Genomic DNA, 18,262 nt, shown 5'->3' on the forward strand with positions numbered 1-18,262 from the left:
CTCCGCTGCTGGAGCGTGCTCGTGCTTAGGCTCGGAGGGTCATGATTCGATTCGACAAAGTCACCAAGAAGTACTCGGGCAACCCGAAGCCCGCGCTCAACGGCATCGACCTGGAAGTGCAGCGCGGTGAGTTCGTGTTTCTCGTCGGTGCTTCGGGCTCGGGCAAGTCGAGTTGTCTTCAGCTCATCTTGAAGGAGCAGAAGCCGACGAAGGGCACCGTGCACGTGCTCGGACACGACCTCGGCTCGATCTCCAGCCGCAAGGTGCCGTACTTCCGCCGGAACCTCGGCGTCGTCTTCCAGGACTTCCGCCTGCTCACGACGAAGACGGTATACCAGAACGTCGCGTTCTCGCTCCAGGTCATCGGAAAGTCCCGTGGCTTCGTGCAAGAGACCGTTCCCGACGTGCTCAAGCTCGTCGGCCTCGACGGCAAGGGCCAGCGGATGCCGCATGAGCTCTCCGGCGGCGAGCAGCAGCGTGTCGCCATCGCGCGCGCGGTCGTGAACAAGCCGCAGATCCTTCTCGCCGACGAGCCGACGGGAAACCTCGACCCGAGTACGAGCGCCGGAATCATGCAGCTGCTCGAGCGCATCAACGGCAATGGCACGACAGTCGTGATGGCGACGCACGAGGCGGCGATCGTCGACCGCATGCAGCGTCGCGTCGTCGAGCTCGTCGACGGCCGCATCGTGCGTGACGAGACCCACGGCGGCTACGGCAATACGACGGCCATCATCGATCTCACACCACTGCCCGAGCGTGGGGTGCAGGCGCAGAGGGCGCGCGCCGAGGCCGAGGAAGCGGCGGCGGCAGAGCCCGAGACGCACTCGGTCGCGGTGATCGTCGCGACAGAGCCGGCGCCGGAATCGATGCCGACGACGTCGAACATCGTCACTGACGACGAACCGACGGACGCCGACACGCGTGAGCACCTCTCGCTCGCCGAACGGCTCGGCTTGCGCTCCGCACCGCACGAGGACGAGCAGAATGTGGGGCCGACGAAGTGAGAATCAGCCTCGTCTTCTCGGAGGCGGTGAACGGCCTGCGCCGCAACGCCTCGATGGTGATCTCCGTCATCCTCGTCACCTTCATCTCCCTGACCTTCGTCGGCGCGGCGACGCTCATTCAGATGCAGATCGGCCAGATGAAGAGCTACTGGTACGACCGGGCGCAGGTCGCGATCTACATGTGCACTGACACGGATGCCGCGGCCGACGAGAACTGCAGCGGGGGAGCGGCGACCGAGGAGCAGCTGGCCGCCGTCAAGGCTCAGCTGAAGGACGACACGCTCTCGCGCTACATCAAGCAGTTCTACTTCGAGAACAACGAGCAGGCGTTCGAGAACTTCAAGCAGCAGTTCGAGGGCAACCAGATGACCGAGCTGGTCACACCGGAGCAGTTCAACCAGACGTACTGGGTGAACCTCAAGGACCCCTCTCAGTCGGCCGTGCTGCTCGAAGCGTTCTCCGACACGCCCGGCGTCGAGTCCGTGAAGGACCAGCGGCAGTATCTCGACCAGATCTTCCAAGTGCTCAATATCGCGAGCTACTCCGCGATCGGCATCGCCGGGCTCATGCTCATCGCCGCGGTCCTGCTGATCGCGACGACGATCCGGCTCTCGGCGTTTTCGCGCCGCAAGGAGATCGGCATCATGCGGCTCGTGGGCGCCTCGAACCGTTTCATCCAGACACCCTTCATTCTCGAGGGCGTGTTCTCGGCGCTCCTCGGGTCGGTGCTCGCCGGCGGCGCGATCGTCACTCTCGTGCAGGTGTTCGTGCAGGGCTACCTCGCGCCCCGCATGCTGTTCGTGAACTTCGTCGATATCGGCGACTCGCTCGTCGTCGTGCCGCTGCTGCTCGTGATCGGGATGCTGCTCGCGGCGCTGTCTGCGAACTTCGCCATCAAGCGCTACCTCAAGATCTGATCGGTTCGCTGATAGACTGACGGGCTGCCGCGGCGCGAGCCGTGGCGGCATCCATCCTTTCGACAATCCAGAAACGGGAGCGAACCGTGCCAAGGGAACGCGGCGAAAAGGTCGTGGCCACGAACCGCCGGGCGCGCCACGACTACCTCATCGAGGACACCTACGAGGCGGGCCTCGTGCTGTGGGGCACCGAGGTGAAGGCGCTGCGCGAGGGCCGGGCGTCGCTCGTGGACGGTTACGCCTACATCGACAACGGTGAGGCCTGGCTCGATGCCGTGTACATTCCCGAGTACAGCCAAGGCACGTGGAACAACCACTCGCCGCGGCGCAAGCGCAAGCTGCTGCTGCACAAGCAGCAGATCACGAAGATCAGCCACAAGATCGCGCCGGGCGGATACACGCTCGTGCCGCTCAAGATCTACTTCTCTGACGGCCGGGCGAAGGTCGAGATCGCTGTCGCGAAGGGCAAGCGCGAGTACGACAAGCGTCAGGCGCTGCGCGAACGTCAAGACACGCGTGAGGCGCAGCGCGCCATGGCGATGCGCAACCGACTGGGGGAATAGCCGCGCACCGGGCGGCGTTGCCCTATACTGAAAGGCCGCATCCTCTGGATGCCCGCGCGGCTTCTGCCGCATTGAGAACTCAACAGCGCGTGATGACGACCCACTCGAGAGAGTGCGCATGGGGATGATCGGTTTCGACACTGCCTGCGAGCCCACGAGAAGCGGGTCGAGGATTCAGGGTTATCTCGCTAACGCTCCCTGAAAAACAATAAGTGCCAATGCAAAGCGCACTGACTTCGCCCTCGCTGCCTAAGCGAGCCCGATAGTCCGTCAGACCGTGGCTGTTCCCGACACGGACCCTGGCGTCATCTAGGGGACTTGCTGCGCGCCGTCGTCTGAGCGGCGTGCGGGACTTTTCTCAGACTGGGCCTGTCGACCTAGATGCCTGTGGCAAAGGTCGGGGCCGAGCAGAACGCATTCACAGGCTACGCCCGTAGAAGGCGTGGAATCCCAGTAGTGGACGGGGGTTCAATTCCCCCCATCTCCACCATCGGACGTCATCACGCGCTGTCTGAGTCTCAGCTGTCCTCGATGAACGCGAGTACGGCTTCGGTGATCTGCGACCTCACGTCGTCGTCGCCGACCGTCGCCGTGCCATCTCCCGGCTGGTCGCCATAGTCGCCGAACGAGGCGTGGTTCGCACCCTCTATCTCGACGAAGCGCGCGTTCGCCGGCAGCAGATGCCGCGCATCAGCGATCTTCTGAGACGTGCTCAGTCCGTCGTTTGAGGCCGAGATCGACAGAACCGGAACAGTCGTCGCCGAGACGTCGGTCGCGCAGTAGCTGCCGAACAAGATCAGCCCGTCAGCATCCGCGGCCAGGGTGCACGCGCGAACGCCGCCAAGCGAGTGGCCGCCCACGAACCACCGATCGATCCCCGGGATGCCGGCCGTGAACGCACTGAGCGGACGTTGATCGGCCAGCGCAATGTTGAGCACCGGCTTTGTGATGATGACGGTCACGCCGTTCTCGGCGACGCCCGCAAGCTTCGCGAGGTAGGCATACGGGTCGACGCGCGCACCGGGCACGAAGACGAGCCCCTCGTGGGTGGTGCCGTTTGCCGGTGTCATGATGATTCGGGCGTCGTCTGCGCTGATGGTGATCGCGTCGTTCCGCCACGCTTCCAGCGCTGCCGAGCGCTCTCCCATGTGCACGGTATGCGCCCAGGCGAGCGCGATGATGACGACAAGGAGCACGACGGTCAGCGTCCACGCGGCAGCCAAACGCGCGCGATGCCACACGAGCGATCTCATCTTGAGGAGAATCCCTCCTCGTTCGCGGCGCTCGAGAACGTGCCGCGCAGCGTCCGCGCGAACGCCTCCGCGTCGTACGGCGCCCGTCCATCTGCATCATTGTCGAAGTACGCGTACAGCGCCCCAGCGCCCGCGAAGGTCTCTGCCGCGCGATCGCGCCACCGGCGCAAGAGTTCGGGTGAATATCCGCCGTGGTACAGCTTCGTCGGCCCGTGCAGGCGCAGGTACGCGAAGTCCGCGGTGTGCTCCATCAGCAGGGGCCACTTTCCCGCGGTGTCCGCCGCGACGAGGGCGATGTCATGCCGCCGCAGCAGCGTGAGCGCCTCATCCGATGCGAAGCTGTCGTGCCGCACCTCGAGGGCGTATCGGATGCCGCTCTCGTCGGCGTCTTCGGGAATCTCCACGCGCTTCACCTTGTCGTCGTGCCCGGCTGCGAGGTGCGCCGCCTCAGCGTGAGTGCGCGGCAGCGAGGAGAAGAAGCTCTCGAAAACCTCACGGTCGAAGGTGAACCGCTCGGGAAGCTGCCACAGCACCGGTCCGAGCTTGCGGCCGAGCACGAGCACCCCTGACGCGAAGAAGTTCGCAAGGGCCGTGTCGGTTCCCGTCAGGCGGAGCATGTGTGTGAGATAGCGGCCGCCCTTGACGCTGAAGACGAAATCCTCCGGAGTCTCGTTGCGCCACCGGCGATACGAATCGGGGCTCTGCAGTGAGTAGAACGACCCGTTGATCTCGACAGTGCTCAGCCGGTGAGCGAGGTACTCGAGCTCGCGGCGCTGCGGCAGCCCGTCGGGATAGAAGTCGCCGCGCCAGCCCGCATAGCGCCACCCGGAGGTGCCGACGCGAACGTCCGAGGCTCGCATGTCACCGGGTTCCCGCGCTCCGCGAAGCGGCAAGCTGCGCGAGCACTCGCTCGTGCAGGAGCCCGTTCGTGGCGAGCGAGCTGCGGCCCGCGATCGTCTCGTCGCCATCGATCGCGGTGAACCGTCCTCCGGCCTCCTCGACGATGATCGCGAACGGCGCGATGTCGTACTCCTTCACGTCGAATTCCGCCACGATGTCGACAAGCCCCTCGGCGAGCAGCCCGTACGACCACATGTCGCCGTACGCGCGGTCACGCCACACGGCGCGCTGCAGCGTGAGCAGGTCATCGAGGTGGCCCGCGTCGTCCCACTGGGCGATGCTCTGGAAGCTCAAGGAGGCGTCGCCGAGATCTGTGACAGCCGAGACGTGGAGCCGACGCGCTGGCTTGCCGTCCTCGGCCAGCCACGCCCCGCCGCCCGACGTCGCCCACCAGCGCTTTCCGAACGCAGGCGCGCTCGCAACGCCGACGACCGGCTTCCCGTCCACGGCGAGGGCGATGAGGGTCGCCCAGTTCGGCACGCCGCGGAGAAAGTTCGCCGTGCCGTCGATCGGGTCGATGATCCACTGCCGCTGCTCGCTGCCCGCTGTGCCGTACTCCTCTCCCAGGATCCCGTCGTCCGGCCGCTTCTCGGCGAGCAGCGCGCGAATGGCGCGCTCGACCGCGAGATCGGCGTCGGTCACGTGCGTGCGATCGGGCTTCGTCGACACCGACAGGTCGGTCGCGCGAAATCGGGGAAGGGAGATCGCGTCGGCGGCATCCGCGAGCTCGAGCGCGAGGTGGAGGTCGGACTGGTAGTCGGCAAGGCTGGCATCGGTCACGTCCTCAACCCTACTTCCCGGGCACAATCGTGAGTCTTGTTCGATTGGCGTTCGCGCCCGAATGGATGCTATCGTTGGTCGTCGGTTCGGGAAAGATCCCGCAGCCGGGAACGCACCTCTAGCTCAATCGGCAGAGCAACTGACTCTTAATCAGTGGGTTCAGGGTTCAAGTCCCTGGGGGTGCACCACACAAGAACTGAGCCTCGCAGCTGGTCGGCAGCTGCGAGGCTCAGTTCCTTTCGAGGCAGGGCCTCACGCGGCCGCGGCCTGCTGGCGCGGACTCTCCAGGTAGTCCAGGTACGCGGGAACGGTCAGGAACGGCGGGAACTCGTCCCGCAGCACGATCGTGCGCAGAATCTCAGCCGCATCATCCAAGCGGTCCCCGGTCGTGCGGGCGAGCCCGTCGCACACCTTCTGGATGGCCCACTCGACGCGCTCGCGCACAATCGGCATCCCGTCCTCCGTCACCGCGCCCTGGAAGACCCACTGCCACAACTGTGAACGGCTGATCTCCGCCGTCGCGGCATCCTCCATGAGATTGTCGATCGCGGCTGCCCCCGCTCCCCGCAACCAGCTCTCGATGTAACGCAGCGCGACCGAGACGTTCTGCTGGATCCCGGCGCACGTGATCCGGCCCCCCGGAACCCGCAAGTCAAGCAGCTGCGAGGCGTCGACGTGGACGTCCTCCCGCAGCCGGTGCAGCTGGTTCTCGCGGCCGCCCAGCACGGCGTCGAACTCCGCGCGCGCCGTGCCGATCAGGTCAGGGTGGGCGACCCACGTGCCGTCGAATCCGTCGTGGGCCTCTCGGCGCTTGTCGTCGGCGACCTGCGTGAGGGCCTTCTGCGTCACGTCGGGGTCTCGCCGGTTCGGGATGAACGCGCTCATGCCGCCGATCGCGTACGCGCCGCGCCGGTGGCACGTGCGGACGAGGAGCTCAGTGTACGCCCGCATGAACGGAACCGTCATCGTGATCTGCCCCCGGTCGGGGAGCACGAAGTTCTGTCCGCGATCACGGAAGTTCTTGATGATGCTGAACAGGTAGTCCCAGCGGCCCGCGTTGAGTCCGGCGCAGTGGTCGCGCAGCTCGTAGAGGATCTCGTCCATCTCGAACGCCGCCGTGATCGTCTCGATCAGAACGGTCGCGCGGATGGTGCCGTGGGGCAGGCCGAGCGCCTGCTCGGTGAACGTGAAGATCTCATCCCACAGGCGCGCGCCGAACCGGCTCTCCAGCTTCGGCAGATAGAAGTACGGGCCCGAACCGCGCGCGATGAGCTCGCGTGCGTTGTGGAAGACGTACAGCCCGAAATCGACGAGCGATGCGGAGACCGCGGATTCGAGGCCCGCCGGGTTCGTGTACCTCATGTGCTTCTCGCACAGATGCCAGCCCCGCGGCCGGAACACGATGGTGGGCGTGGTCTGCCCGAGTCGGTACTCTTTGCCGTCGTCGCTCACGAAGTCGATGTCGCGCCTGATCGCGTCGTACAGGTTGACCTGGCCGCCGATCACATTCGACCAGGTCGGGCTCAGCGCGTCCTCATGGTCGGCGAGCCACACGTTGGCGCCCGAGTTGAGCGCGTTCACCGTCATCTTCCGATCCGTGGGGCCGGTGATCTCCACCCGGCGGTCCTCAAGCCCAGGCGCCGCGCCTGCGACGCGCCAATCGGGATCCTCTCGGATCTGGGCCGTCTCCGGCAGGAAGCGGGGGTTGTAGCCCGCGTCGATCGCTTTCGCCGCTTCCGCGTCTCGACGAAGCAGCTCGTGTCGTCGAACGCCGAAACGATCATGGAGCTCCGTGACGAACTCCAGCGCCTCAGGGGAGAGGATCTGGTCGAAGCGGTGCTCGATCGTGCCGATGACCTCAAGGCGTCCTCGAGGAGCGTCGCGGCGCTCATTCCTTGTGATGTCGAGCCCGACGGCAGTCAGGCCGTGCTCGCCGGGTCGGGTGCTGTTCGCGCTCATTTGTCGCTCCTTTTCTGTCGGTAGGTGGCTTGTGTCGAGCCTGGCCTGCCGGAACGGAGCCGATGCCGAATTGCTCGTGAGAATTCGGCCCGTTCTTCCGATTCGAAGAAAGTTCAGCGCTGCCGCAGCGGTCAGCCTCTGCGCTCGACGAGACCGCGCACGAACATGGCCTGTCCGGCGTGCTGGATGTCGTCGTCGATGACGCTCACGAGACGCACGCCCATCGTGACGGGCGGGTCCCAGCGACGGTCCACGACGCGGTCGAGCTGGTCTGCGGTGATGGAGCGGACAAACGCGAGAGTCGCCTCGTGCACCTCATCGAAGTAGCCGGTGAGCAGATCGGCCGTGAGGTCGCCCAGTCGCGCGACCTCATCGCGGGACTGCCCGTAGCCGGTGGCGCGCTCGTCGAAGGGCAGATGGAATCGGTCGAACCATCCTGCGGCTGTCCACCGCTGTTCGATTCCGGCGAGCTCGGACACGTGATCGTCCTGCACGCGGCTGAGGTGCCAGATGAGCCACGCGATCGAGTTCGCGTCCGGGTCGGCGCGATAGCCGAGATCCTCGGGCGCGAGATCGGCCACCGCTCGGTGCACGTGCTGCTGGATGCGAGTGAATGCTTCCACGAGGAGATCGCGAGGTTCCATGTGCACATGCTCACGTCCTCGGGTCCCGAGGTCAAGCCCTGCCCCGGCAGAGGGGCGAGGAGTATCGTCGGGGCCATGACGACGACGCCTTCGACCCTGATACTTCTCGGCGGAAGTGGCGATCTCTCTTCGAGACTGCTCCTGCCCGCACTCGGACAACTAGTCATGCAGCAGCCGAAGAGACAAGTGCAGCTCATCGGCGTCGGCAGCGACGAGATGTCGGACGATGACTGGCGGGACCTCGTCCGCTCGTCATTCTCCACGACCGACGCCTCCGGTGAGGGCGTCGACGCGCTGCTCGCCGGCACGAGCTACTTCGCCGCTGACGTGACGAAGGTCGACGACATCAAGAAGGTGCTCGATGCGGCGTCCGGTGTCCCGGCGCTGTATTTCGCCCTCCCGCCGAGCGTGACCCTCAAGGCGTGTCAGGCGATGGAGAGCATCGACCTGCCCGACGGAACAGTCCTGGCCATGGAGAAGCCCTTCGGCGTCGACGAGGACTCGGCGCGAAACCTGAACGAGCAGCTGCTCAAGCTCGTTCCCGAGGAAAGCGTTCATCGTGTCGATCACTTCCTCGGCCACGCAACCGTTCTCAACCTGCTCGGACTGCGCTTCGCGAACCGCATCGTCGAGCCGCTGTGGACGGCGGAGCACATCGACTCGGTCGAGATCGTGTACGACGAGCAGCTCGGGCTTGAGGGACGCGCAGGCTACTACGACAACGCGGGTGCGCTTGTCGACATGATTCAGAGCCACCTCCTTCAGGTGCTGTCCGTGTTTGCGATGGAGCCGCCGGCGACGATCGACGCTGTGGACCTCCGCGACGCGAAAGCGGCGGTTCTCCGCGCCACACGCGTCTACGGCGGCGATCCGACGACAGCGAGCCATCGAGCGCGCTACACTGCGGGAACCGTCGCGGGCCGCACCTTCCCCTCCTACGTGGACGAGAAGGGAGTGGACCCCTCGCACAACACCGAGACGCTCGCCCAAGTGACCTTCGAAGTCGACAACTGGCGTTGGGCAGGGGTGCCGTTCACACTCCGATCGGGCAAGGCGATTGGCACGCGACGCCGCGAGATCGTCGTCACCTTCAAATCGGCGCAGCATGTTCCCGGCGGGTTCAAGGGCTCCGCCGATCCCGACGTTCTGCGCATCGCGCTCGCTCCCGACGAGATGTCGCTCGAAATCAACATCAATGGACCGGGCGACCCGCACGTGCTGGATCGCGCGACGCTCGAGGCCGAATTCGGGCCGGGCGAGCTCAAAGCGTACGGCGAAGTGCTCGAGTCGATCCTCGACGGCGACCCTTCACTGTCGGTGCGCGGAGATTCGGCCGTTCAGATGTGGCGGATAGTCGCGCCCGTCATCGAGGCGTGGAAGAAGGACGAAGTGCCGCTTCAGGAATACGAGACCGGCTCCGAGGGTCCGGCGGACTGGACGGTTCCCGGTCGCTGAGCGTCACGCGCCGCGCGCACTCCGATCGGCGGCGTCCGATGCCGCTGCGGGCGTGACGATTGCCGTGTCCACGTACTCGGGATCGTGCCGCTTGGGATCTGCCCAGCGCGCAATCGTCGTGAGTTCGATGCGCACTTGCTCGCGTGGATCCTCGTCGCGCGGGATGGCGCGCATGGGCGCGCGTTCGGGTGCTGCCGGAGCTTCTGCCGGGGCATCCGATCCCGACGCAGCCGTCGGTGCCGTCTCAGCGCGCCCGATCAGCATCGCGGTGATGTCTCGCGCGAGCGAATAGGTCGACATGGCTGCGAAAATCGCGTCGTCGGCCGGCGCCTCGGGATCGCGACGCACGAGCGCCCAGGAGCCCTCGACCCCCATGAAGTCGTCGAGCTTTCCGCGGACAGCATCAAAGAGCTGATCCTCGGACAGCCGAATCGAGCCGGGCCCCTTCGCCTCGGGGGCTGCCGGTGCAGCAGATGCCGCACGGCGGCGGCGACGCAGTCCGAACATGTGAGCTTCTTCCGGGTCGACTCCAGATGTGCCTCAAGTCTGTCGTGAACAGCGCCGGAAACGTCGGGGACACGCCGTAGCGTGCACGGTTCGTCGCGATCGGCGACGTAAGTGGTAGCGCTTACGCGCTGAGAACGATCTTGCGCGACTTCGCAGCCTTCTTCGCGGCCTTCTTGTCTGCTTTGAGCTGCTTCTTCTCTCGCGCGTCCTTCGGGTGCTCGGCCTGCTCGCGCTTCTCGTCGCTCTCTTGAGAGACGGCGCCGAGCGCCAACGCGAGCGAGCATATCCAGCCGAGCCACAAGAGCGCGAGACGCCAATCGCGTGGGCCCGTCTTCGTCGCCTTGAGCAGATTGACCGCGCCGAAGGCCGATCCGAGAACCGCGGAGTTGAGCAGGTACTTGCGCATGAGCTTCCCTTCTGCTGGCGGCCACGCGAGGGCCGCGTGCTGTCCAGCCTACGGGTGTGCGCGCGGAATGGCACAGTCCCGAGCGAGCTGGGCCGGGCCTCTCCTTCCCGGCGCACTTGCTCGGAGCAGTGACAGGCTGCGCTGATACGCTGGTCACGACCGGACATCGCTGCCGGAAGGGGGAGTCGCCGTGGCATCGAGACGTACGAATTCTGGTGAGTTTGACTTCATCGTTGTCGCAAACCGACTGCCCGTCGACTCTGTGACCGGATCCGATGGCTCCCAACAGTGGCGTCTTTCGCCTGGCGGTCTCGTAACCGCGCTCGAGCCCGTGATGCGAGGCGCCGAGGGGGCGTGGATCGGCTGGCCGGGAGCCGCCGACGTCGAGATCGAGCCCTTCGAACACGACGGCATCAAGATGGAGCCGGTGACGCTCTCAGAGTCTGACGTCGAGTGCTATTACGAAGGCTTCTCCAACGACACGCTATGGCCGCTCTACCACGACGTGATCGCGCAGCCGAGCTACCACCGCGAATGGTGGGACGCCTACCTTGCCGTTAACCGACGTTTCGCCGACCGTGCCATCGCGATCGCCGCGGAGGGCGCGACCGTGTGGGTGCACGACTATCAGCTCCAACTCGTTCCCGGGATGCTGCGCGATGCTCGTCCCGATCTCACGATCGGCTTCTTCAACCACATTCCGTTCCCCGCCTACGGGCTGTTCGCGCAATTGCCCTGGCGCAAGCAGATAGTGCGTGGACTGCTCGGCGCGGACGTGATCGGCTTCCAGCGATCCGCCGACGCGAGCAACTTCTCGCGCGCCGTCCGCCGCCTCTACGGATTCGAGACGAAGGGCACCCGGATCTGGGTTCCGCAAGACCCGGGAAACGATTCGCAGGCCGGTTCCCCTCCCGCTCGCAAGGCCCTCAAGATGCGACGCGTCGTCGCCCGGCACTTCCCGATCTCGATCGACTCGGCGTCCTACGCGAAGCTCGCGGACGACCCCGACGTGAAAGCGAGAGCGGCGGAGATCCGGAAAGAGCTCGGCAACCCGCGAACGATAATGCTCGGGGTCGATCGGCTCGACTACACCAAGGGCATCCGGCACCGCATCAAGGCCTACGGCGAGCTGCTGCGCGAGGGTCGCATCGAGGTCGAGAGCACGACTCTCGTCCAAGTCGCCAGCCCGAGCCGCGAGCGCGTGGCGACCTACATCGCCCTGCGCGATGAGATCGAGCGCACCGTCGGCCGCATCAACGGCGATTTCGGCACGATCGGCCACACGGCCGTCGTGTACATGCATCACGGATACCCGCGCGAGGAGATGGTCGCCCTCTACCTCGCCGCAGACGTCATGCTCGTCACGGCGCTCCGCGACGGCATGAATCTCGTGGCGAAGGAGTACGTCGCTGTTCGTTCGGACAACGACGGCGTTCTCATCCTCAGCGAGTTCACGGGAGCGGCAGACGACCTCAAACAGGCGCTCCTGATAAATCCGCACGACATCGACGGGTTGAAGGACGCCATGATGCAGGCGATCGAGATGCCCGCCGCCGAGCGGCGTCGACGCATGCGTGCCCTGCGTCGACGAGTGCTCGAGAACGATGTGACGAAGTGGTCCCAGAGTTTCCTCGAGGAGCTTCGGCACAACTCCACGGCGTCGCCGCTGGCGGAACACAAGGAGGAGCGAAATGACTGAGCAGGAACGTCGATTCGACGGAATCCCGGCTGATCTGCTGGAGGCGTTGCGAAGGCTCGCTCGCACCTCGGAGCTCACCGTCGCACTCGACTTCGACGGCGTCCTCGCACCGCTCGTCGATCGACCGAGTGAGGCCCGCTCGCGACCGGAGAGCGAACAGGCCATCCGGGAGCTCGTCGCCCTCAAGGCCACGAAGGTCGCTCTCGTCTCCGGCCGCGCGCTGGAGAGCCTGAGGACTGTCAGCGGATCTCCCGAGAACGTGCTTCTCATCGGCTCGCACGGCGCCGAGTACGACCTCGGCGACGGCCGCGTGGGTGCGGCGATGACGGCCGAGGAGCGACGAGCGCTCTCCGAGCTCGAGCACGCCGTCCTCGGCGTCGTGTCCCGGCACCCTGACGTGCGTGTCGAGCAGAAGCCGACCGGATATGCCCTGCACACGCGCGGACTTCCGCACGACGTGGCTCAGCAGGCGCAGCGCGATGCCTCGCGGTCTATCGGGAACGCTGTTCCCGGGGTGACAAGCCGCGCCGGCAAGGACGTTCTCGAATTCTCTGTCGTTCGATCGACGAAGGGTGATGCGATGCAGCGACTGCGGCTGCACACGGCCGCGACTTCGATGCTGTACGCCGGTGACGATGTGACCGACGAGGACGCCTTCGCGGCGCTCGAGCCCGGGGACGTCGCCGTGAAGGTGGGCCAGGGATCGTCTGTCGCCCCATTCCGCGTGCGAAGCACAGAAGACGTCTCGCAGATGCTGCGCCTGCTCGCCGGAGCCCGACGCAACCATCTGCTGGGGGTCGCCGCCAGCGCCCGGGTCGCTCGCGCGTCGAGCGTCGGCTTCGGCGGTGAATGAGGAGCCGTCGTCGCTGAGGCGGCGCGAGCGTCCTGCGGCCGGGACGGAGCGGTGACCCGGTCCGTCCCGAGACTCGGCGTGGCTTCGGGCATAGACTCGATCTATGTCTGAGATCGACGTCAAACCGCGAAGCCGCGTCGTCACCGATGGAATCGAAGCCACGACGAGCCGTGGAATGCTCCGCGCCGTCGGAATGGGCGATGAGGACTGGGACAAGCCCCAGATCGGCATCGCCTCCTCGTGGAACGAGATCACACCGTGCAATCTGTCCCTTGATCGGCTCGCGCAGGGAGCGAAAGAGGGTGTGCACTCCGGAGGCGGGTATCCGCTGCAGTTCGGCACGATCTCGGTCTCCGACGGCATCTCGATGGGCCACGAGGGAATGCACTTCTCGCTTGTCTCCCGCGAAGTCATCGCCGACTCCGTCGAGACTGTCGTCATGGCGGAGCGTCTCGACGGCACCGTCCTTCTCGCGGGCTGCGACAAGTCGCTTCCCGGGATGCTCATGGCGGCCGCCCGGCTCGACCTCGCGTCCGTCTTCCTCTACGCCGGCTCGATCGCCCCTGGCTGGGTCAAGCTCTCGGACGGCACCGAGAAGGAAGTGACGATCATCGACTCGTTCGAGGGCGTCGGCGCGTGCAAGGCCGGCACCATGAGCGAAGAGGACCTGAAACGCATCGAATGCGCCATCGCCCCGGGAGAGGGCGCGTGCGGCGGCATGTACACGGCGAACACGATGGCTTCTGTCGCCGAGGCGCTCGGAATGAGCCTCCCTGGCTCTGCCGCGCCGCCGTCGGCCGACCGCCGTCGCGACTACTTCGCGCACCGGTCGGGCGAAGCCGTCGTGAACATGCTGCGCGAGGGCATCACCGCGCGCGACATCCTCACGAAGAAGGCGTTCGAGAACGCGATCGCCGTCGCCATGGCCTTCGGAGGATCGACGAACGTCATCCTGCACCTCCTCGCGATCGCGCACGAGGCCGACGTCGACCTCACGATCGACGACTTCAACCGCATCGGTGACAGGGTCCCGCACATCGGAGACCTCAAGCCATTCGGGCGGTACGTCATGAACGACGTCGACCGCCACGGGGGAGTGCCCGTCGTCATGAAGGCGCTCCTCGACGCGGGGCTCATCCACGGCGATTGCCTGACCGTCACCGGAAAGACCGTCGCAGAGAACCTCGCCGCGATCAATCCGCAGCCGCTCGACGGCACGGTGCTCCGCACGCTCGACAATCCCATCCATCCGACGGGCGGGATCACCATCCTCAAGGGGACCTTTGCGCCAGAGGGCGCTGTGGTCAAGACGGCCGGCTTCGATTTCGAGGTGTTCGAAGGACCCGCGCGCATCTTCGAGCGGGAGCGCGCCGCCATGGACGCCCTGACCCGAGGAGAGATCGGCAAGGGCGACGTCATCGTCATTCGCTACGAGGGCCCCAAGGGCGGCCCCGGGATGCGAGAGATGCTCGCGATCACGGGCGCCATCAAGGGCGCTGGCCTGGGAAAAGATGTACTACTATTGACGGACGGTCGATTCTCAGGCGGCACAACTGGACTGTGCATCGGCCACATAGCACCCGAAGCAGTGGACGCTGGTCCTATTGCATTCGTGCGCGATGGTGATCTGATACGGGTCGATATCGCAGCTCGCTCCCTCGACTTACTTGTCGACGACTCTGAGCTTGCGGCCCGCCGTGAAGGCTGGGCGCCGCTTCCTCCCCGCTACACCCGTGGCGTCCTCGCGAAATACTCGAAGCTCGTGCGCTCGGCCTCCGAAGGCGCCGTCACCGGGTAGTTCACCACCGACACCTGATCATCTAGGAAACACATATTCATGCCACGTGATCCCCAACCCTCTCCGACAACACCAACACCCTCATCGGCGGCTATCGCCAATCAGCCCGAGCAGATCACGGGTGCAGAAGCCGTCGTCCGAACGCTCGAGATGCTGGGGGTTGAAGACATCTTCGGCATCCCCGGCGGCGCCATCCTGCCCGTCTACGACCCGCTCATGGACTCGACGAAGCTGCGCCACATCCTCGTGCGGCACGAGCAGGGAGCCGGCCACGCCGCAGAAGGCTACGCCTCATCGAGCGGCAAGGTCGGCGTCTGCGTCGCCACGTCGGGGCCGGGGGCGACGAACCTCGTCACCGCTATCGCCGACGCGCACATGGACTCGGTGCCGATGCTCGCGATCACGGGCCAGGTGTTCTCGACCCTGATGGGCACCGACGCGTTCCAGGAAGCCGACATCGTGGGAATCACGATGCCGATCACGAAGCACTCCTTCCTCGTGCGCCGGGCCGAGGACATCCCCTCGGCGATCGCCTCCGCCTATCACATCGCCTCGACCGGCCGCCCCGGCCCCGTGCTCGTCGACATCACGAAGGACGCGCAGCAGGAGCTCGCGCCGTTCGTGTGGCCCCCGCGCGTCGACTTGCCCGGCTACCGTCCCGTGACCAAGGCGCACGGAAAGCAGATCCACGCGGCGGCCCAGCTGCTCATGGAGGCCAAGAAGCCGGTGCTGTATGTGGGCGGCGGAGTGGTGCGCGCAGGCGCCTCCGACGAGCTGCGCGAGCTGGCGGAGACCACCGGCGCTCCGGTCGTCACGACCCTCATGGCTCGGGGGGCCTTCCCCGACTCGCACGAGCTGAACCTCGGAATGCCCGGAATGCACGGCACCGTCCCCGCCGTGCTCGCACTTCAGGAATCCGACCTGCTGATCTCCCTGGGTGCGCGCTTCGACGACCGCGTGACCGGCAAGGCCGCGGAGTTCGCACCTAACGCGAAAGTCGTTCACGTCGACGTCGATCCCGCGGAGATCTCGAAGATCCGCGTCGTGGACGTCCCGATCGTCGGCGATGCCAAGGACGTCATCGTCGATCTGACCACCGCCTACCGGCAGGCGACGCGAAACGGCGCGCCCGACCTCTCGGAATGGTGGCGCTACCTCGACGGCCTGCGTGAGCAGTTCCCGAGGGGCTACGCGCCGACGTCCGACGGTCTGCTGGCGCCGCAGTACGTGATCCAGCGCATCGGCGAGCTCACCGGGCCCGAGGGCGTCTACGTTGCCGGTGTCGGGCAGCACCAGATGTGGGCGGCGCAGTTCATCAACTACGAGCGTCCCAACGCGTGGCTGAACTCCGGCGGCGCCGGGACGATGGGCTACTCGGTTCCCGCCGCGATGGGCGCCAAGGTCGCTCAGCCGGACCGGCCCGTGTGGTCGATCGACGGCGACGGCTGCTTCCAGATGACGAATCAGGAGCTCGCGACCTGCGCGATAAACAACATCCCCATCAAGGTCGCGGTGATCAACAACTCCTCGCTCGGCATGGTGAAGCAGTGGCAGACGCTCTTCTACGACGGGCGTTACTCGAACACCGAGCTCAACACCGGACACGACTCGGTGCACATCCCCGACTTCGTGAAGCTCGCGGAGGCGTACGGCTGTCTCGGCATCCGCGTGACGAAGGAGGAGGAAGTCGACGACGCCATCAAGCTCGCGCTCGAGACGAACGACCGCCCCGTCGTCATCGACTTCGTCGTGAGCAAGGACGCCATGGTGTGGCCCATGGTTCCGCAGGGCGTGAGCAACAGCTACGTCCAGTACGCCCGAGACCACAGCCCCGCTTTCGAACAGGAGGACTGACCATGACCGCACACGTTCTCAGTCTTCTCGTCGAAGACAAGCCGGGCCTGCTGACCCGCGTCGCCGGGCTGTTCGCGCGCCGCGGATTCAACATCGAGTCTCTCGCCGTCGGCACGAGCGAGGTCAAGGGTCTGTCCCGCATCACCGTCGTCGTCGACGTCGAATCGCAGCCGCTCGAGCAAGTGACCAAGCAGCTCAACAAGCTCGTCAACGTCATCAAGATCGTCGAGCTCGACCCCGCACAGTCCGTGCAGCGCGAGCACATGCTGATCAAGGTGCGCGTCGATAACGCCACCCGCTCGCAAGTGCTCGAGGCGGTGAACCTCTTCCGCGCTCGCGTTGTCGACGTGGCCACCGACGCGCTCGTGATCGAGGTCACGGGCGACACAGGCAAGGTGCGGGCACTGCTTCGCGTGCTCGAGCCCTTCGGCATCAAGGAGCTCGCGCAGTCCGGCCTGCTCGCCATCGGGCGCGGACCGAAGTCCATCACGGACCGCGTCTTCAAGAACTGAATCGGGCGGACCGGCGCCCGCCGGCATCCGCTCGTCTTTACCTCAATAAGAAGGAGAACACACACAGTGACTGAGATTGTCTACGACCAGGACGCCGACCTCTCGCTCATCCAGGGCAAGAAGGTTGCGGTCATTGGCTACGGCTCGCAGGGACACGCGCACGCGCTCAACCTGCGCGACTCGGGCGTCGACGTCGTCATCGGCCTCAAGGAAGGCTCGAAGTCGATCGCGAAGGCCGAGGAGCAGGGCTTCACGGTCAAGAGCGTCGCCGACGCCTCCGCATGGGCCGACGTCGTCGTCATCCTGACGCCGGACCAGTACCAGCGCACGATCTTCGCCGAGTCCATCAAGGACAACCTGAGCGAGGGCAACGCGATCCTCTTCGGCCACGGCTTCAACATCCGCTTCGGCTACATCGAGGCTCCCGAGGGCGTCGACGTGCTCATGGTCGCCCCGAAGGGACCGGGCCACACGGTGCGTCGCGAGTTCGAGGCCGGACGCGGCGTTCCCGTCATCGTCGCCGTCGAGAAGGACGCGTCCGGCCAGGCCTGGGACCTCGCCTGGTCGTACGCGAAGGGCATCGGCGGACTCCGCGCCGGCGGCATCAAGACCACCTTCACGGAGGAGACCGAGACCGACCTGTTCGGCGAGCAGGCCGTGCTCTGCGGCGGCATGTCGCAGCTCGTCCAGTACGGCTTCGAGACCCTCACCGAGGCGGGCTACCAGCCGCAGATCGCCTACTTCGAGGTGCTGCACGAGCTCAAGCTCATCGTCGACCTCATGTGGGAGGGCGGCATCGCCAAGCAGCGCTGGTCGATCTCGGACACCGCCGAGTACGGCGACTACGTCTCGGGCCCGCGCGTCATCGACCCGCACGTCAAGGAGAACATGAAGGCCGTTCTCGCCGACATCCAGGACGGCACGTTCGCCAAGCGCTTCATCGCGGACCAGGAGAACGGGCAGAAGGAGTTCCTCGAGCTTCGCGCGAAGGGTGAGAACCACCCCATCGAGAAGACCGGCCGCGAGCTGCGCAAGCTGTTCGCGTGGAACTCGTCGAGCGACGACGACTACGTCGACGGCTCCGTCTCGCGCTGATCGCGAGGAGAGACAGCGGCGTCGCCCTTCGGGGCGGCGCCGCTTCGTCGTAGCCGAGGC

General features: G+C 65.9%; 17 protein-coding genes, 1 tRNA gene and 1 other RNA gene. 12 read left to right on the forward strand and 7 right to left on the reverse strand.

Features of this window, described 5'->3' with window-relative positions; genetic code table 11:
* Positions 1–41: 41 nt before the first annotated feature.
* From ftsE to ssrA, 4 genes are all read left to right on the forward strand, one after another.
* Positions 42–1,007: a cell division ATP-binding protein FtsE gene (gene ftsE / locus BLV49_RS15765; RefSeq protein ID WP_091187681.1), complete on the forward strand. Its 966-nt coding sequence runs from the start codon at positions 42–44 to the stop codon at positions 1,005–1,007.
* Positions 1,004–1,924, forward strand: a complete 921-nt coding sequence (gene ftsX, locus BLV49_RS15770; RefSeq protein WP_091187683.1) for a permease-like cell division protein FtsX — start codon at positions 1,004–1,006, stop codon at positions 1,922–1,924. Before ftsE ends, ftsX begins: the two co-directional genes overlap by 4 nt.
* An 86-nt stretch (positions 1,925–2,010) precedes the next feature.
* On the forward strand, positions 2,011–2,487 hold the full coding sequence (gene smpB, locus BLV49_RS15775; RefSeq protein WP_091187685.1) for an SsrA-binding protein SmpB: 477 nt from the start codon (positions 2,011–2,013) through the stop codon (positions 2,485–2,487).
* 120 nt (positions 2,488–2,607) lie between these two features.
* Positions 2,608–2,977, forward strand: a transfer-messenger RNA (tmRNA) gene (gene ssrA / locus BLV49_RS15780).
* Positions 2,978–3,005: 28 nt separating this feature from the next.
* Here the strand turns inward: ssrA and BLV49_RS15785 are convergent.
* The 3 genes from BLV49_RS15785 to BLV49_RS15795 are packed head-to-tail and all read right to left on the reverse strand — an operon-like array spanning position 3,006 to position 5,420.
* Positions 3,006–3,740: an alpha/beta hydrolase gene (locus BLV49_RS15785; protein WP_091187687.1), complete on the reverse strand. Its 735-nt coding sequence runs from the start codon at positions 3,738–3,740 to the stop codon at positions 3,006–3,008.
* A complete protein-coding gene (locus BLV49_RS15790; protein WP_091187689.1) occupies positions 3,737–4,600 on the reverse strand; it encodes a DUF72 domain-containing protein in 864 nt (287 codons plus the stop codon). Before BLV49_RS15790 ends, BLV49_RS15785 begins: the two co-directional genes overlap by 4 nt.
* Before the next feature lies 1 nt (position 4,601).
* Positions 4,602–5,420, reverse strand: coding sequence for an inositol monophosphatase family protein (locus BLV49_RS15795; RefSeq protein WP_091187691.1), 819 nt, complete (start codon positions 5,418–5,420; stop codon positions 4,602–4,604).
* Positions 5,421–5,532: 112 nt separating this feature from the next.
* Between BLV49_RS15795 and BLV49_RS15800 the strand changes: the two genes are divergently transcribed.
* Positions 5,533–5,608: transfer RNA gene (locus BLV49_RS15800), tRNA-Lys, on the forward strand.
* Positions 5,609–5,672: 64 nt separating this feature from the next.
* On the opposite strand, the gene aceB is transcribed toward BLV49_RS15800, so the two are convergent.
* Positions 5,673–7,379, reverse strand: a complete 1,707-nt coding sequence (aceB, locus tag BLV49_RS15805; protein ID WP_091187693.1) for a malate synthase A — start codon at positions 7,377–7,379, stop codon at positions 5,673–5,675.
* Positions 7,380–7,510: 131 nt separating this feature from the next.
* On the reverse strand, positions 7,511–8,023 hold the full coding sequence (locus BLV49_RS15810) for a mycothiol transferase (RefSeq protein ID WP_091187695.1): 513 nt from the start codon (positions 8,021–8,023) through the stop codon (positions 7,511–7,513).
* A gap of 75 nt (positions 8,024–8,098) precedes the next feature.
* Here BLV49_RS15810 and BLV49_RS15815 point away from each other — a divergent pair, with 75 nt between their 5' ends.
* A complete protein-coding gene (locus tag BLV49_RS15815) occupies positions 8,099–9,478 on the forward strand; it encodes a glucose-6-phosphate dehydrogenase (RefSeq protein ID WP_091187698.1) in 1,380 nt (459 codons plus the stop codon).
* Between the two features lie 3 nt (positions 9,479–9,481).
* Here BLV49_RS15815 and BLV49_RS15820 read toward each other — a convergent pair whose 3' ends face one another.
* A complete protein-coding gene (locus BLV49_RS15820) occupies positions 9,482–9,985 on the reverse strand; it encodes a hypothetical protein (RefSeq protein ID WP_091187701.1) in 504 nt (167 codons plus the stop codon).
* Positions 9,986–10,106: 121 nt separating this feature from the next.
* The gene (locus BLV49_RS16975) at positions 10,107–10,391 is read right to left on the reverse strand and encodes a hypothetical protein (RefSeq protein WP_176980905.1); all 285 of its coding nucleotides are present in this window, start codon (positions 10,389–10,391) and stop codon (positions 10,107–10,109) included.
* 190 nt (positions 10,392–10,581) lie between these two features.
* Here BLV49_RS16975 and BLV49_RS15830 point away from each other — a divergent pair, with 190 nt between their 5' ends.
* The 6 genes from BLV49_RS15830 to ilvC all read left to right on the forward strand — a co-directional run bounded on the left by BLV49_RS15830 (position 10,582) and on the right by ilvC (position 18,202).
* The gene (locus tag BLV49_RS15830) at positions 10,582–12,090 is read left to right on the forward strand and encodes an alpha,alpha-trehalose-phosphate synthase (UDP-forming) (RefSeq protein WP_434061473.1); all 1,509 of its coding nucleotides are present in this window, start codon (positions 10,582–10,584) and stop codon (positions 12,088–12,090) included.
* Complete coding sequence (gene otsB, locus BLV49_RS15835) at positions 12,083–12,943, forward strand: trehalose-phosphatase (RefSeq protein ID WP_091187704.1); 861 nt, start codon at positions 12,083–12,085, stop codon at positions 12,941–12,943. The genes BLV49_RS15830 and otsB overlap by 8 nt, the downstream gene beginning before the upstream one ends.
* Positions 12,944–13,046: 103 nt before the next feature.
* Positions 13,047–14,741, forward strand: coding sequence for a dihydroxy-acid dehydratase (gene ilvD / locus BLV49_RS15840; RefSeq protein ID WP_091187705.1), 1,695 nt, complete (start codon positions 13,047–13,049; stop codon positions 14,739–14,741).
* A gap of 39 nt (positions 14,742–14,780) precedes the next feature.
* Positions 14,781–16,595: an acetolactate synthase large subunit gene (locus BLV49_RS15845; protein WP_091187708.1), complete on the forward strand. Its 1,815-nt coding sequence runs from the start codon at positions 14,781–14,783 to the stop codon at positions 16,593–16,595.
* A gap of 2 nt (positions 16,596–16,597) precedes the next feature.
* The gene (gene ilvN / locus BLV49_RS15850; RefSeq protein ID WP_176980906.1) at positions 16,598–17,107 is read left to right on the forward strand and encodes an acetolactate synthase small subunit; all 510 of its coding nucleotides are present in this window, start codon (positions 16,598–16,600) and stop codon (positions 17,105–17,107) included.
* Positions 17,108–17,173: 66 nt separating this feature from the next.
* Entirely contained in the window at positions 17,174–18,202 is a 1,029-nt protein-coding gene (gene ilvC, locus BLV49_RS15855) for a ketol-acid reductoisomerase (RefSeq protein ID WP_091187710.1), read from the forward strand.
* Positions 18,203–18,262: the final 60 nt, after the last annotated feature.

Source organism: Paramicrobacterium humi, from assembly GCF_900105715.1.
GTDB classification, from domain to species: domain Bacteria; phylum Actinomycetota; class Actinomycetes; order Actinomycetales; family Microbacteriaceae; genus Paramicrobacterium; species Paramicrobacterium humi.

Excerpts from the sequence above, each read along its gene's own strand:
- BLV49_RS15785 (WP_091187687.1), bottom strand. The coding sequence starts at position 3,740 with ATGAGATCGCTCGTGTGGCATCGCGCGCGTTTGGCTGCCGCGTGGACG.
- aceB (WP_091187693.1), bottom strand. The coding sequence starts at position 7,379 with ATGAGCGCGAACAGCACCCGACCCGGCGAGCACGGCCTGACTGCCGTC.
- ilvN (WP_176980906.1), top strand. The coding sequence starts at position 16,598 with ATGACCGCACACGTTCTCAGTCTTCTCGTCGAAGACAAGCCGGGCCTG.
- ftsE (WP_091187681.1), top strand. The coding sequence starts at position 42 with ATGATTCGATTCGACAAAGTCACCAAGAAGTACTCGGGCAACCCGAAG.
- BLV49_RS15790 (WP_091187689.1), bottom strand. The coding sequence starts at position 4,600 with ATGCGAGCCTCGGACGTTCGCGTCGGCACCTCCGGGTGGCGCTATGCG.
- ilvD (WP_091187705.1), top strand. The coding sequence starts at position 13,047 with ATGTCTGAGATCGACGTCAAACCGCGAAGCCGCGTCGTCACCGATGGA.
- BLV49_RS16975 (WP_176980905.1), bottom strand. The coding sequence starts at position 10,391 with ATGCGCAAGTACCTGCTCAACTCCGCGGTTCTCGGATCGGCCTTCGGC.
- BLV49_RS15810 (WP_091187695.1), bottom strand. The coding sequence starts at position 8,023 with ATGGAACCTCGCGATCTCCTCGTGGAAGCATTCACTCGCATCCAGCAG.
- BLV49_RS15820 (WP_091187701.1), bottom strand. The coding sequence starts at position 9,985 with ATGTTCGGACTGCGTCGCCGCCGCCGTGCGGCATCTGCTGCACCGGCA.
- BLV49_RS15815 (WP_091187698.1), top strand. The coding sequence starts at position 8,099 with ATGACGACGACGCCTTCGACCCTGATACTTCTCGGCGGAAGTGGCGAT.
- BLV49_RS15845 (WP_091187708.1), top strand. The coding sequence starts at position 14,781 with ATGCCACGTGATCCCCAACCCTCTCCGACAACACCAACACCCTCATCG.
- otsB (WP_091187704.1), top strand. The coding sequence starts at position 12,083 with ATGACTGAGCAGGAACGTCGATTCGACGGAATCCCGGCTGATCTGCTG.